Annotated in this window: 12 protein-coding genes; 3 read left to right on the top strand and 9 right to left on the bottom strand. The window is 43.4% G+C overall.

Annotated features, from left to right (window positions below; genetic code table 11):
* Positions 1-191: hypothetical protein (locus QUA62_RS27895; RefSeq protein ID WP_333408071.1), on the top strand; the 191-nt coding region annotated here is incomplete at its 5' end.
* Positions 192-206: 15 nt separating this feature from the next.
* Here the strand turns inward: QUA62_RS27895 and QUA62_RS27900 are convergent.
* Together QUA62_RS27900 and QUA62_RS27905 are read right to left on the bottom strand one after the other, a co-directional pair.
* The gene (locus QUA62_RS27900; protein WP_333408072.1) at positions 207-2,135 is read right to left on the bottom strand and encodes a BamA/TamA family outer membrane protein; all 1,929 of its coding nucleotides are present in this window, start codon (positions 2,133-2,135) and stop codon (positions 207-209) included.
* Between the two features lie 147 nt (positions 2,136-2,282).
* Complete coding sequence (locus QUA62_RS27905) at positions 2,283-2,483, bottom strand: hypothetical protein (RefSeq protein ID WP_006634481.1); 201 nt, start codon at positions 2,481-2,483, stop codon at positions 2,283-2,285.
* A gap of 158 nt (positions 2,484-2,641) precedes the next feature.
* On the opposite strand from QUA62_RS27905, the gene QUA62_RS27910 reads away from it, so the two are divergent.
* Both QUA62_RS27910 and QUA62_RS27915 read left to right on the top strand, forming a co-directional pair.
* The gene (locus QUA62_RS27910; protein ID WP_333287754.1) at positions 2,642-3,472 is read left to right on the top strand and encodes an alpha/beta hydrolase; all 831 of its coding nucleotides are present in this window, start codon (positions 2,642-2,644) and stop codon (positions 3,470-3,472) included.
* Positions 3,473-3,602: 130 nt separating this feature from the next.
* Complete coding sequence (locus tag QUA62_RS27915) at positions 3,603-5,084, top strand: ATP-binding protein (RefSeq protein WP_333408073.1); 1,482 nt, start codon at positions 3,603-3,605, stop codon at positions 5,082-5,084.
* Positions 5,085-5,205: 121 nt separating this feature from the next.
* Here the strand turns inward: QUA62_RS27915 and QUA62_RS27920 are convergent, their stop codons facing one another.
* From QUA62_RS27920 to QUA62_RS27950, 7 genes are all read right to left on the bottom strand, one after another.
* Positions 5,206-5,559, bottom strand: coding sequence for a slr1659 superfamily regulator (locus tag QUA62_RS27920; RefSeq protein WP_190663374.1), 354 nt, complete (start codon positions 5,557-5,559; stop codon positions 5,206-5,208).
* Positions 5,560-5,625: 66 nt separating this feature from the next.
* A complete protein-coding gene (locus tag QUA62_RS27925; protein ID WP_333408074.1) occupies positions 5,626-6,237 on the bottom strand; it encodes a DUF6272 family protein in 612 nt (203 codons plus the stop codon).
* Between the two features lie 31 nt (positions 6,238-6,268).
* Entirely contained in the window at positions 6,269-7,504 is a 1,236-nt protein-coding gene (locus QUA62_RS27930) for an adenylate/guanylate cyclase domain-containing protein (RefSeq protein ID WP_190663372.1), read from the bottom strand.
* Between the two features lie 156 nt (positions 7,505-7,660).
* Complete coding sequence (locus QUA62_RS27935) at positions 7,661-13,111, bottom strand: AAA family ATPase (protein WP_333408075.1); 5,451 nt, start codon at positions 13,109-13,111, stop codon at positions 7,661-7,663.
* 457 nt (positions 13,112-13,568) lie between these two features.
* Positions 13,569-13,766 (bottom strand): hypothetical protein, encoded by a 198-nt coding sequence (locus tag QUA62_RS27940; RefSeq protein WP_333408076.1) that lies wholly within the window; start codon positions 13,764-13,766, stop codon positions 13,569-13,571.
* A gap of 273 nt (positions 13,767-14,039) precedes the next feature.
* The gene (locus QUA62_RS27945) at positions 14,040-14,261 is read right to left on the bottom strand and encodes a hypothetical protein (protein ID WP_333408077.1); all 222 of its coding nucleotides are present in this window, start codon (positions 14,259-14,261) and stop codon (positions 14,040-14,042) included.
* 87 nt (positions 14,262-14,348) lie between these two features.
* Complete coding sequence (locus tag QUA62_RS27950; protein WP_333408078.1) at positions 14,349-14,666, bottom strand: hypothetical protein; 318 nt, start codon at positions 14,664-14,666, stop codon at positions 14,349-14,351.
* Positions 14,667-14,722 lie beyond the last annotated feature (56 nt).

The raw sequence follows: 14,722 nt of genomic DNA on the forward strand, positions 1-14,722 counted from the left end.
AGAAATCAGTTCACTATCTTCTTACACTTTCATTCTGGAAGCTTTATTCTATGCAGCTTCATATTAAATTGGTATTAGCAGTAATCACCGACACCCCGCCAGCCGAGGCCGATAGGTTTGATGATGCCCTGGTAACGGCTTTGGCGGCAATTGAGTCCCACAAAATCTGTTTAAGATTGTGGTTTAACTGATCAGTTGCACTATTCTTAAAATCGCTGCTTTGTACCGAGTATAAATTTGAGGTCGCCAGAGTCGCTAACACCCACATCTAAGCGAATTAATCCAAAGCGCGATCGCACCCTCACACCCACCCCAACACCCGCCCCAGTCCCCGGTTTGTCCCTGACTACCGCCGGTTTTCCGAGTACACTATCTCCCGTTCCCAAATCCGACGCAAAATCAACAAATATCACGCCGCCGACATCCCTGCCGACCGGAAACCGATATTCGCCGGAAGCTAAAAAATAACTCCGACCACTGCCAATATCCCCGCTATCGTAACCCCGCACGGAATTGCGGCCGCCGAGGCGAAAAGCTTCCGTTGGTGGCAAATCCCCGATTACCGTACCCGCTTGCAAGTTAAAAGCCAGCATTTCGGGCAAGGCTTCGGACTCGCTGATGCCCAACAAAGTTACTGGCACATACTGTATATAATTCGCTAACAGCCTGTTACTCACAATGTTACCTCGCCCCAGAGGTATCGACTGCTCGGTGCTGAGGCTGAGAATCGAGCCTCTGGTTGGGTCGAAGGGATTGTCCCGCCGATCGAGCATCGCACCAAAGGAAACAGTGTATAACTCGTCAACGCCGCTGCCGCTGAATGTGAGAGGATTGCCGAGTTCGTCGCGGCGGGCGATATTTAAGTTGCGATCGCGCGTGCTGATATTTGTATAATTCAGTCCCAAAGTCCCTCGCCAATCGCCCAAAGGTCTGGTAAACCTGAGATTTCCCCCCACCCGAATTTCCCGTACCCGGTCCCCGTTGGGCAAATCAATATCTTTGTTGAAAATTTCCGATATTCTGCGATCGCCAAAAGCTCTCACACTGTATCCCAAACGGTCTTCGGCGGCAACGTAAGGGCTGACAAACTCGACATCGTACTGGATACCTCGGAGGCTGGGTTCAAGTTCCACCGCTAGCCGCTGCGGGTTGGTGCCGAAAGTTCGATCGGTATAGGAAAGAGGAACAGCAACGCCAACATCATCACTAAGAGTGGCACTCACGCTAAAAGAGCGAGCCGATCGCTCTTGAACGTTGTAGATTACATTAACATCCGTGCCAACTTCTTCGATCGAAACCGTCACTTTGTCAAACAATCCCAATTGCTGCAACTGCTGCAAATCCGATCGTACAACTTCCCGGCTGTAGTTATCCCCCGCCTTGAGTTTGAGTTCACCTCGGATAAAATCTTCCGAAATTCTGCCCTCAACCGGATTCCCTTTTTTATCAACAGCTTCGCCTCGGGAATTGACAAAGCGAATTTTCACCTCTGCAACGTAAACGCCTTCAGCATTGCCCGCTTGACTGATTTGTAGAGTACCGCCTAGCTGTCGGGCGTTGCTGTTTGCTGCTTCGGGGATTTCGGCTTGTGCCGCGACCGTCGCCGGAGTTTTTAACAGAGATGTAAAATCTTTATTGTGGCTGGACTTGAGAGAGAGAGATTCCCTAGGGGATAGCTGCGCCGCGCGTACTTCTCCAGCAGAAGCTGCGAGCTCATCGGATGCGGGCAAATCCTGCACAGTTGGGTTCACCTCATCCGATTGGTGACTATTTAAGACTGGAACCGATAACAAATGTCGCTTGTCATCGAGTCTAGATCCCCCTAAATCCCCCTTAATAAGGGGGACTTTGAGCATATTTCTTGTCCCCCCCTTATTAAGGGGGGTTAGGGGGGATCTAGACTTCGCTACAAACAACAGAGACGGTCGGTTTGACGTTAAGTTGTCACCAATGACCTCATCCTCCTCCCTCTGTGCCCTTGTGGGACAGGCGTCTCGCGTGTCAATTTCTGCGGTTCCCTCTCTAAACTCCGCCTCAGTCGGTGCGGCACTCGGATCGATCGCCCGCGCTGCCAATTCGCCGCCAGCCAGCGCAGCCAAAGTCAAAAATGCAATAATCGGAATTCGCATAGACATTAAATTTAAAGCACACCCAACGCATATTACCCAAAACCGGGCCCCCTGCATAATTAGCCGAAAAGAAACCCGGTATTTTTGAGGCTACCGGGTTTCTGGGATTCTGAAATGTGGGAAAGTTCGATCGCGGGCGATCTTTAAATTTGTTTAAATAGCTTGTCGAGAAACTCGTTTCTCAAAATGAGCCTGGGTCTGCTGCAACAGTTGTTCGCGACTGTCCTTAGCGGTGGTAATGGTAGGGAGCAAGTTGCGAGCTTGTAACGTCATGTGAAGCTGTAGGTGTGCTACGTACTCACTGACATCTTCCCGAAGAGAGCAAGCCGGGTACTGTTTTAAAGTAGAGTTCAAAGTGTTCTCCTGCTTTGAGTTTGTAGTATTTTCTAATAATCATAGAGAATATCACGGTCTATTTCTAAGTGCGTACTCCGTAATGAAGTTTAACGTTTGGACTGCTTTTTTGTTACAATTTTTTACAAAAATTTCTTACCTATCAGGAGTCGATCCCCATGCAGTCTCAAGCACTTGTAGGACAAATGCACACATTAAGTACATTTGTCAATAGCACTACCCAAACAGCCGCCTACCTGGACATCGGGTGCGGCCGACCCTTATTGATGCTGCATGGTTTCTTCGGAGAAAAGACTTGCTGGCTGCCATTAATTGAGTTATTGCAATCTCAGTTTCGGTGCATCAGTTTAGATATGTTAGGTTTTGGAGAATCCAGCAAACCAGAAATCCGCTATGACGTAGCTGTAGAAGTTGATTTTGTCCGGCAAGTTGTAGAACAACTAAATATTGAACCTTGCTGCATTATCGGACATTCTTTTGGCGGTTGGGTAGCATCTGCATATTCCCTCAAATATCCTAATTCTGTTAGCAGTTTAGTGTTAGCAGCACCCGCGGGTATTCGGGACGACACTTTTTGTGGTCAATATGATGCTTTGCGGCCGCTGTTGTGGGAAACCCCAGCCGTGGATTGGGCCTTGCAGTTGGCAAAACCTTTTGCTAGTTTAGCTGGAAAAAGTGAGAAATTGCAGCAAATTTCCGGGTGGCGCAGGGAGTTAATGTCTCAACCAGTAGCCCGGTCATTTTTAATGAGCCGGATGCGACCAGAAGACGCAGTTGATACAGTAGAAAAAGAAATTCACCAATTGCAAATTCCTACCTTAGTCATCGCAGCAGATAGTGATGAAACAATTCCTTTATGGCACTGTCAAACCTACGCTAATGAGATACCGGGGGCCGAGTTAGCAATTATTCCCAATGCTGCTCACGGATTGCCACAAACTCAAGCTCAACTCATGGCGAAGTTGATTTGTAATTTTTTGAATAATTAAGAAAAACTGTGCAACAAGCCGAATCATAAAAATTGTGATACTCGACCAATACAAAATAATTGTGTTTTAGTATACTACTTTAGTAATAAATACAGAATATATTGCTTAGTGTATTGTACAATTTTTTATTATGGCTCTTAAATCTTGTGTCAGCAGGAGCTACAGACATTTAGTGGAGTCGGGGGTATTACCAATGGCGGCAATGAGGAACTATTTTAATCTGGAAGAAATTACGACAGCCAGAAAAATTAGTGCTGCGGTAATTAATATTAGCGGCCGTCAGCGAATGCTTTCCCAACGAACGGCTTTTTTTTGCATGAGGTTAGTTTGTTCTCAGAATGAGGTAGAAAAAGCCAAATTGCGGGGAAATTTGTTAGAGGCGATCGAGCTTATGGAAAAATCGCACCGTGACTTAATTAATATTGGCAGCAGCATCAACTTAGGCAGTCCCCCTTCAGCCACCCTCAAGGCAATGTATTTTGAGCCGCCGCTGTATTTAGACAAACAAGTGCGCGCATATATCGATCGAATAAAAGCATTGGTGCAAGTTCCTGATGCCGAACTCATGCTGGAAAATCCCCATCTGCTGTACATTATCGAAGCAGCGGGCGGCGACTTGCTAGAAGCTTTCGATGCCGTGGTGAGTCAATACCAGCAAGAAAGCGAAATAGAACAATTTGAAATCGACCTCAAACAGGTTGAACTTTATCAAGAAAGTTGTGCTGCTACTGCGAAAGCAGAAGCTCAAGCTGCCGAGATCGATCGCGCACTTTACGAACTCAAACAAACTCAAGCTCAACTCCTCCACAGCGAAAAAATGTCTTCGCTGGGGGCGCTAATGGCTAGTATCGTCCACGAAATTAATAACCCAGTTAGTTTTATTTACGGCAACTTGAGCCATGCTGCAATTTATACTCAAGATTTGTTGGACCTGCTGTGTCTCTATCAAGAATGCTATCCCAATCCCTGTCCCGAAATCACAGCTAAAATCGAAGAGATAGATCTTGATTTTCTAGTTGAAGACTTGCCTAAAGTTATCTCTTCCATGCAAATGGGTTCCAATCGCATTCGCGAAATTGTCAAATCTATGGGCAACTTTTCGCGAACCGATAACAGTAACATGACCATGTGCGATTTGCACGACAGCATTGACAGCACCGTGTTAATTTTGCGAAACCGTCTCAATTCTCAAATAGACCGTCGCGACATTCAAGTAGTTAAAAATTATGGAAAATTGCCTCCTGTAGAGTGTTATTCGGGACAGCTCAATCAAGTATTTATGAATCTAATTACCAACGCGATCGATGCTTTGGACGAGGCATCACAAAATCAGCCCTATGCTGCGCTAAAAATTTTGATCACCACAGAATTAGCTGGGCCAGATCGCGTGAGAGTGCGGATTGCTGACACGGGAACCGGAATGACACCACAGATAAAAGAGCGAATGTTCGAGCAGTTTTTCACCACCAAGGAAGTTGGTAAAGGTACCGGTTTAGGATTGTCTATTGTCTACAAAATCTTAGTAGAAAATCACCGAGGATCGCTTCGGTGCGAGTCGGAACCTTGCAAGGGAACCGAGTTTATCCTTGAACTGCCGATCCAGCAAACTTAAGAAATTTACTAATCATCCAAATTTATCTATGTTAAGTGTGGCACGGGCGTCCCGCCTGTGTTAACTGTGTGTGGCACGGGCGTCCCGCCTGTGTTAACTGTACTTAAAATTTACACATATCCTAGCCTAATTCTAGCTTCAAACTTGGCAACAGCTTTTCTAAATTTCTGAGAGATTTCTGTTGCCAAGGAATATCATTTGAACCCAATACCAAAAGTTGAATTGTTTTCTTTTTCCGGACGCTAATGACAAATTTAGACAGCATACTGATACCAGAACTGTTAACAAATTCCAATTGTTTTAGATTCAAGGTAATAGTAGGAGGTTCGCCCTTGGCGACCTCATCTAACAATTCGGCTATTGGTGCATACTCTGCTGGACCGCTCAGGCTGAGTTCGCCTTGGAAAGTGACTGTGACTGATTCTGCATCGTACTGAATGCTGTAATCTTCACCTTTAATTTCTTGAATGCCCATTGTGATTTTGTGTCCTGACTAAAATATTGCAATCGCACAAGAGAGTAAATATTGAAATGCTAGAAACTAGACCCTAATTTGAACCACAGTCGTAACAATGATGGTATCACTATCTGGTCTGCGATCGAATTTCCAACCTATCTTAGCTGAATAGTCATTAATCATCGTCAGCAATCCCAATCCCGATGTGTCGTCACTTTCCGATTCCGCATTCTTTTCAAGCTGCTGCAAATAAAGTTCATTTGGATCGGAATCCATAATTTCTTGAATAAACTCCTTCAACTTACTTGCCCCTTGTGGATTCACACTATTACTGGCAAAAATTACCGCCGTTACCTCTATTTCACCAATAAAATGTATACCAAATCTGACCTTGTAATTAGCATCATCGTTGTTAAATTTTATCGCATTTTCTAACAGTTCGTTGGCTACGTAGCTCACAGCTCCCTTGCTTTCTTTTATCCGTTTCTCGCTGCTAGCATCCTCCTCATCCACCGGTAGAAAGCTAGACAAATAATCGGCTACAAAATGAGCTGAAAGCCTGTTATTGCGCCAGCGCTGTTTGATGGGGCGAGAACTGGGGGTAAATGTAAGTTCTAGGCAGTCGTGTTCAGGAGGAAATTCGTCAATGAATTCTCCAAATATTTGTGTCATTGTTTTTAAGCTTCCAGATGTCATGATTTCTCTCCCTCCAATAGATGTATTAATGTCACTTCTGGGTGAATTTCCACACGCCATCCCAGTTAGCAGGAATACTATTTTCTAACAGCGATTGGATGCGTTTTAGGTAAAGTTGACTGGGCTTGTCATCTGGATTTAGGGCTACTATTTGTTCAAAACAAACTCTGGCCTTAGCAAAATTTCCCTGACAATATTCTTGGAGTCCCTCCTCAAATATAGGCAAAGTGTGAATTTTGAGCGATCGCACTGGTTCTACTTCAACATCTAACACCTCACAAACTGTAATGGCTTCTTGTCTACCTTTGACAATAGCCCGATCCAAAAAACGGATATGATACTTTTCGGGTTGACTCAAACGTTGTACCACATCTCCAGAAATTAATAAAGATACGCCATAATACTTAGTCAAACCTTCCAGACGAGCAGTGAGATTGACATGATCCGAGAGCGCATCTGCTTGCATCCGATTCGCGTCTCCAATAATCCCAACCATCGTATCACCCACATGGATACCAATGCCAATCTTCAGCGGTATATCCCCATTTATTTTACGGCTGTGATTGTATTTCTGCAACTGCTCCAATTTCACAATTCCTGCCTGAATAGCATCATCCACGCCATCAGGAAAAACTGCCATGACTCCATCTCCAATATACTTGACAATAAAACCGTTGTGCTTACGGATTTCGGGACTAATTTGCTGTAAATAGTTATTGATGAAGTCAAAGTTTTCTTGAGGAGTCATTTGCTCCGCCATCGTGGTGAACGAACGCATATCGGAAAACATAATTGCCATCTCTTTGCTCACGTGATCTCCAAGCTGGAAATCAACCATGCTCTGCTTGCCGAGAAATTGGAGAAATTCATCGGGAACGAAACGTCCGTAAGCCTGCAAAAGTTTCTCTAATTCTTGTTCCCGCGCTTTCACCGTTTGCACCATATGGGAAAATACCTGTGCCAGTTCTCCCAGTGCATCACTGCGCGCTGCCACATCTGACAATATCTGGGGTTGAAAGCTATTGTTTTTTACAGCAATAGCTGCATCTATAACCTTTTTTACCTGCTCGATGTAAGTCTGCATCTCTCGGTTTTTATGACGGATCTGGTTTTCCAGATCGGTGGAGTGTTGTGTAATAATTTCTACTAAGGTTTCATAGCTATTTTTTTCATCCTCGACTTCCTCAAGTTTTTGGCTCAACTCCTGTAGCTGGATATGGAGTTCTTCGGGAGATTTAGATGGTGCTAAATTTATTTGTGGTTTCATAATTTATACTTCCGAATCTGGAAGCGCAAAATTGTTTGACTTCCTCGCTATAAATTATTATAACTTACAGGCGCGGAACTCGAAATCCTGTTTCTGCTTCGATGCTTGAGCACTAAATCCAAGACCTCTTGTAGACACCGGGTTGACTACCGTCAATCATAAATTATGCACAATTTTTCCCTGTTGCTTCAATACTAGCAAAGTAATGTCATCAAAAACCTTTTGTTTTCCAATAAATTTTCGCAAATCATCGATGGTGGCTTCCTTGATTTGTTCTGCGCTCAAATGCCAGTTTTGAGAAACCACTTCACAGAGTCTTTCAATACCGTAGAATTTTTTGTGCATATTCCTAGCTTCGGGGATGCCGTCAGTATAAAGCACCACCCCGTCCCCCGGTTCTAAGTCTACTAAAACATGACTAATCCAACCGGAAATATCCTCATCTAAGCCGATCGGAAATCCCAAGTTTATGGTGTCTATACGCTGGATTTGGCCGCCTTTCCTGACCACAATAGTTTCCTCGTGTTGACCGCTGATACTAATTGTGCTATCGGCGTAGTTGAGCAAAGCTAGGGTCATATTTTTGTCCGAGTTCATCCGCTGGATATTTTTATAAATAGTGCGGTTGAGGGTATCTAAAAAGCGAACGGGTTCTATTTCTTGAACTTCTTTCAAAGCGCGAACAGCAGCTTGAGTCATTACCATCAAAATTCCGCTTTCTAGTCCGTGCCCGGTGACATCACCAATGCAGAGCGTAACCACCCCGTCAGTACAAAGTACGTCGTAGTAATCGCCACCAACTTCATCTGCTGGTTCCATAAAGCCAGCGATATCTAACTCTGCAATTGCAGCTAATTCCGCAGGTTTGGGCAGAATTAACTGCTGCATTTGTTTGAGGATATCGAGTTCGGCACTCATCCGCAGATTTTCGTTTTTGAGGCGTTGGTTGAGGGCAGAAATTGCCTGATTCGCTTGGGCTAGTTGGGCTGTACGTTCTTCAACTTTATCTTCTAGAGTTTGATATAGCAGAGCATTCTCCAGCGAAATTGCTGCTTGGGAAGAGAGAATTTTTAAGACTTCCAACCTGTCAGGAGTAAATGCACCTGGGGCGAGACTATTTTCTAAGTACAAAATGCCGATCGCTTTACCTTGGTTAACTATGGGAGTACACAATACAGATTTAGGTTGGTGCTGAATAATGTAGGGGTCAGCCGCAAAGATGTTTTCAGTAGCAATATCATTAATTACCAAGGTTTCTCTGGTACGCCAGACGTAGTTAATGGCAGTGATGGGAAGATTTTGACTTTGAGAAAGGGGAATATTGGGTAAATAGCAGCGCTCGTCTAAGCATTTAGCAACAATCGATAATTGGCCAGCTCTTTCTAAGATGAGAGAGCCTTTTGAGGCTCCCGCATTTTGGGTCAAAATTCCGATCAAAGTTGATAGCAATTCCTCGACGTTTATTTCTCCAGATATGGCTTGAGAAGCTTTAATAACTGTTGCCAAATCCAGCATAGTGCCAATATTATTGCCAGTAGAGGTGAGGGGTTCGACTAGAGTTTGGTCGATTGTATCTGCCGCATACAAACTTGTTTTCTGTTCGAGAACCTGGTAGAGTAATTGGGGATATTTTTGTTCTAAATCATGAATTTTTGCTGGAGCTCCCCAGCGAGCATAAGCGTAGTAAGCGTCCGTTAGATAGACGCGGGCAATTTTATATTTGCCTAATTCAAGGTAGAATTTAGCTGCCAATTCACCTGCTAGTGCTTCTTCTTGGAGGTATTGGTTTTCTTTTGCCGTAGCAAGGGCGCGATCGTACAAATCCATTGCTTCGAGCCTGTGTCCCAATACTCGTGCTATTTCTGCGGCTACTAAGTCATACTTGTGCTGATAATTCATGGGTGCATGGAATGCCCAAGTTTGCATTTTTTCCTGATTGGCTGCAACTTGGTTCAAGTATTGTTCTTGAGCGCTCGAATCAGCATGGGGATACAGTGCCACCAGGGCGAGGGAATGGTAAAAATTGTACTGGGGAACCATCATCAACGAGCCGACACCCGCGACATATTGCTCTGCTAGCTGGGCATTTTCCACAGCCCGATCGCGATCGCCAAACAAATAATTCACAACCAATTTAGCAAAATAAACCCCAAAGAGGGAAGAGACATTATTTGCTGCCAGCAAAACTGGTAACATTTCATCTTCATTAAAACTCTCGCCAACTAACCGACAATTGTCCTCAGCTAATCCTTGTAAGTTTAATGTAAGTTGTCGCCATATTTTAGTATAATAAGTCTGATATTCTTGTTGGTGATTCAGCATTAGCTCGAGATACTGCTCGTATTTTGTATCTACCGCTCTTAAGTTTTCACCGCTAAAAAAGCTGTAGATGCAAAGATACATAGCCGAATAGCAAGCATACTCGATATCGCCAGTTTCTAAACCGCTTTGGACTGCTGATACCAAAGACGCTATGCTCGATCGACTGGGTTCTTTCCAATGTCTCACGCAAGCATTGTACACCATCAGAACTTTGGAGTGAAATTCTTGGGATGGGAATTTATCTAATACCTGCAAAGATAGTTGGCCGTATTGATAGCCTAATTCAATTTCTCCGATTACTTCACAGATTAAACTGCAACAAGCATAGGCATAACTAGCCGGTGCAGAGTTCCCATATTTGCTACAAATATGTGCCATTGTAAACACAACGGCTGGGTAAAGTTCTGGACTAGCTAGATAAGCGGCAGAAGCGATCGCACATAAAATCCTCAAAGCAGCAATTTTATAAGGATTATTAATTTGAGGCAAATTAGCTAAGGCAGATATCTCTACTTTAGTGGGAAGTTCTGTTTCCAAAGAAACACCCAGCATTCCCAAAACTTGCAATCCAGTATCTACTGCCGATTTCATCTGATTTTGAGCAATATAAGACTGAATTTGCGCTTCGTAAACTCTGAATTGATCGAGGAGATTGTGCGCTCGACATAGAACTATTTCCGCCAGTTGGTGCGACAAATCGAAATTGGTATTCAAATATTCGGCTTCAACCGCTTCTACATAAAGATCGATCGTCAAGTCGTATAAATTTGTCCAGCTATCATCTGCTAGCAGTTTTCTGCCGATACTTAAATAATCCACAGCAGCAGCATAAGCTGTAGAATTTTTAGCTTTACATCCCGCAATTAAGTTCAAGGAAGCTAGTTGATTTCTTTCGGTGCGATCGACAATTAATTCCACTCCAATATTCAAGTGGTTGACAATATCAAATATCCGCTCTTCTTTTTCATCATCTGGGGTATTACTCAACAACAATCTGCCAATTTTTAGGTGAGTTGACTGTTTTGCCTCATCGGGAATCAAAGAATAAGAAGCTTGTTGAACGCGATCGTGCAAAAATTTGTAACTGGGCAATTGACAATCGGCAACAGCTAATGGTGCAGACTCCCCATCACCTGCAAAAAATTTGTAAACTTCACTTTGCGGTAAAATTAGACCTTCTTGCAATGCTTTCCATAAATCAGCCGCAGTGTCTATTTGAGATTTTTCACAAACAACAGCTAAGGTTTCTAAATCAAATTGACTGCCAATACAAGCAGCTATTTTTAAAATGTTTTGAGTATTTAGCGGCAATTTTTGCAATTGATTAGCCATAAATTCGACGACATCATCGCTGACTGCCAATTCTCTAATTTTAGTAATATCGCACTGCCACCCCCCCCTTTCTCCCCCATCCAACGGGGTAAAATCGAAATAGATTAACTTATCTTCATGCAGCTTTCTGAGAAATTGATTGCTAAAAAAAGGATTGCCTTTAGTTTTTTGAAACATCAATTCGCTTAAAGAAATCGAGCGATAGGGCGGACAACTTAAAGCATCAGCAACTAGACGATTTAAGTCAATTTTTGAAAGTGGCGCGAGAGTAATTTGATTAATTATAGGGGCTGGGCGATCGATACTGCGATTTGGTAGATTGCGAATCTCTGATAAAGTCAGCATTAATGGATGAACGCTGGAAACTTCATTATCTCGATAAGCGCCAATTAGCAGCAAATGTTGACCTTCTGATTCGCCGAGCAACAATTGCATTAGTTTCAGAGATGCTGAATCTGCCCATTGCAAATCATCTAAGAAGATCACTAAGGGGTGATTTTTGGTAGCAAAGACACGAATGAACTTTTGAAATAACAGATTGAAACAATTTTGTGCAGGATTGGGTTCTAATTCCTGGACAGCAGGTTGCTTGCCAATCAGCAGTTCTAATTCTGGGATAACATCAATAATTACCTGAGCCTTATCGCCTAAAGCGGACAAGATTTGGGCTTGCCACTGCTGAACTTGAGTAACACTTTCTGTCAGTAATTGCTGCAGGAAACTTTGCAAAGCTTGTACCCATGCTGAGAATGGAATATCGCGCCTGAATTGATCGAATTTCCCTTTGATAAAGTATCCCCGCTGCTGGACGATTGGCTTGTGAACTTCGTTCACCACAGCGGTTTTGCCAATCCCGGAAAAGCCTGCTACCAACATGATTTCGGTAGTAGCTCTAGGGGGGAGTTTCTGAGGCTCTCGGCTGCTACTAGGGGAAACCTCCAAATCGGCGGCTGCGGAATTTTCTTGGGGACAGGCGACGCGGTGGAAGGCCGCTAATAGAGCCAAAACTTCGGTTTCTCTGCCGTAAAGTTTTTCGGGAATGACAAAGCGTTCGGGAATGTCTCTGCTTCCTAATTCAAACAGTTGAATAGTGCCACGATCTGAGTATTCTTTTAAGCATTTTTCTAAATCGTGTTTGATGCCACCAACTGTTTGATAGCGTGCTTCGGCTGTTTTTGCCATCAGTTTGAGCACTATGTCATTCAATACTTGGGGGATGGCAGGATTGAGGGCGATCGGGTGAATTGGCTGGCGAGCAATGTGAGAGTGAACCAATTCCATCGCCTCGTTAGATTGGAATGGCAATTGTCCTGTCAACAGTTCGTAAAAAGTTACTCCAAGCGAGTAAAAATCGGTGCGGTAGTCAATCCCACGATTCATTCTTCCAGTTTGTTCTGGAGACATATAAGCTAATGTCCCTTCTAAGATGTTGGGATTTTTAATTTCTGGATTTTCTCGAGGCAAAAGCGAGGAAATACTAAAGTCTATTATTTTAACTTCTTGAGTTGTAGGGTTAATTATAATGTTCTGGGGTTTGATATCTTTGTGAATAACTTGGTGGTTATATATTGATTCTAAACAAGAGCAAATTTTAAGGGCAATTTGTAAAAAGTTTTCTAGGCTATTGGTAATTTTGTCCTTGAGGTTCCAAGCATCATTGGTGATGTATTCTGCTAGAGAAATTCCGCCAAAATCCTCCATCACTAAGGCAAAACCGTTACGGTATACTTCCAGACTTAAGTGTTTGACAATACCGGAATTTTCAATATTTTTGGCAATGGTGTACTGATTGCGAAACTGCACCAGTTCGCTGAAAGTGGGATAATCTGATTTGAGCAGTTTGATGACGACTGGTTGATTGTCTGATTCAGAAAAACCTCGGTAAACCAAGGTTCTAGAGCCTGAGTAGAGTTGTTCGATCGCCCGGTAGCCCGGAATTGATATCAGGGTCATAGTTACTATAGTAAATCTTAAAGGAAGAATGCAAAAATCGATGGAGCGATGCAATTGGGGGCAATGGTTTCAGCGATTCAGAACGTACTTACCACCGCTCAGGTTGCTAAATCGTAGTAAGCTTTTAGTTTAAGGAATATAAAAAAGTTTGCGGTCCTTAGTGATTAGTTTACTACAGCCGGCAAGGTTTAGGGAAGATTTGACCAAAAAACAATGATCGAGCCCTAACCGATCGCGAATCACATCAATTGTGTTAAAAACCTTTGAAGCGCTTGCTTCGTAGGATCGATCGCCTGGTAAAGTCACATTTGGGATATTCAGGTTCCTGTTGGTTGAATTCCGGACAAATTTCTTGGTACATCGCTATTTTTTTATTGTCGGAAATAGAGTTAGGGAAATTTGCGTTTGGGTTCTTGACTACTGCTGCGAATTGCGGGTATAGTTGGTCTTGCTGGACTCATGGCTGGTCGTAGAAAGCTTTGATGGCTGGTAGCGATCGCCGGGGTGGCGTACCGCTATCTAAATCTTCGCTAAAAGCAATCCAGAGTTTGGTATCAACGCTGCTCATGTAGTCGATAAACTTGACAGCATTAGCCTGAGAATCTTGATTGTTACATCGAGAATAATTTACAGCTAAAGTATCAGCAAAAACCAATGGTTTAAGCTCCTGACCCTAGGGAGCTGGTGTTGCAAAAAGAGGTAGCTTTTGGGTATCGGACAAGCGGATATAAAAAGAATTTTCCGAAAAGCCAATAAAGCTGCTGGCTCCTGCTAAAAAGTCCTGGTATCCCGCGTTGGGATCTTGATTATAGTAGCGGTTTTTCCCAAGCTTCTGTCACTTGCTCAAACCCAAACAAGTCGGTATAGCCATCCAAATAAAAGCCGCTCGCATTCCAGTCACTGTTAAAATTGGCAATTAATCGCGGTTTTACGGGTGGTTTGTGAGATAAATAATTAATCCCGGCACGTATTTAACTTTCCAAATATCCGTATCTCGCCCGAATAAAAAATACGAACACAGCCAAGTCGGAAAACCGTAGAGTAGATTTTTGTAAGTTGATGCTTCTAGACCTACTTGCCAAAACTTTGAATTTGATATTGCTGGAAAAGCTGGAAGAATCAAATGATTCTCGACTGCATCACCTAACATTAAGGTATCAATTTCAACTAAATCAAATCCATTTTTACCCAGAAGATTCGGTAAATTGCTGTAGGTATAGGTGTCATATTCTAAATCTTAAGTCATTACTGCATTGAGCCAAATCAGGGGATTTTTCTGTTGCAACTCATTAACAATCCGCTGTACCATCGGCGGAAAATTTGCTTCGGGCGTTGTCGGTAAATAGGGGTACAACAATACCCATAAAGTCTGCTGGGCTTGACCGATGAAAGATAAATAGCGATCGCGACTATTTGCGGTGACGTTGAGATTGTGCACATTGTATCCCGCACACTCCACGCGATCGATCTTTTGCGTCGAGAAATCCTGTGGGTTGAGTGCAAGACTTTCGCCTTGTGAGAGGGCGATCGTCTGTAGACCTCTTGCAAAAGTCATTCTGAAAGGTTAAGTTCATAGTTATAGATACCTGCAATCAGGTTGAAGCGTAAACC

The sequence above is a fragment of the Microcoleus sp. MON1_C1 genome, from assembly GCF_036701945.1.
Taxonomy (GTDB): domain Bacteria; phylum Cyanobacteriota; class Cyanobacteriia; order Cyanobacteriales; family Microcoleaceae; genus Microcoleus.

Bases quoted from the DNA above. Each gene is read 5' to 3' on its own strand.
- QUA62_RS27900 (WP_333408072.1), bottom strand. From the start codon at position 2,135: ATGTCTATGCGAATTCCGATTATTGCATTTTTGACTTTGGCTGCGCTG.
- QUA62_RS27950 (WP_333408078.1), bottom strand. From the start codon at position 14,666: ATGACTTTTGCAAGAGGTCTACAGACGATCGCCCTCTCACAAGGCGAA.
- QUA62_RS27925 (WP_333408074.1), bottom strand. From the start codon at position 6,237: ATGACATCTGGAAGCTTAAAAACAATGACACAAATATTTGGAGAATTC.
- QUA62_RS27915 (WP_333408073.1), top strand. From the start codon at position 3,603: ATGGCTCTTAAATCTTGTGTCAGCAGGAGCTACAGACATTTAGTGGAG.
- QUA62_RS27930 (WP_190663372.1), bottom strand. From the start codon at position 7,504: ATGAAACCACAAATAAATTTAGCACCATCTAAATCTCCCGAAGAACTC.
- QUA62_RS27945 (WP_333408077.1), bottom strand. From the start codon at position 14,261: ATGTTAGGTGATGCAGTCGAGAATCATTTGATTCTTCCAGCTTTTCCA.
- QUA62_RS27910 (WP_333287754.1), top strand. From the start codon at position 2,642: ATGCAGTCTCAAGCACTTGTAGGACAAATGCACACATTAAGTACATTT.
- QUA62_RS27935 (WP_333408075.1), bottom strand. From the start codon at position 13,111: ATGACCCTGATATCAATTCCGGGCTACCGGGCGATCGAACAACTCTAC.
- QUA62_RS27920 (WP_190663374.1), bottom strand. From the start codon at position 5,559: ATGGGCATTCAAGAAATTAAAGGTGAAGATTACAGCATTCAGTACGAT.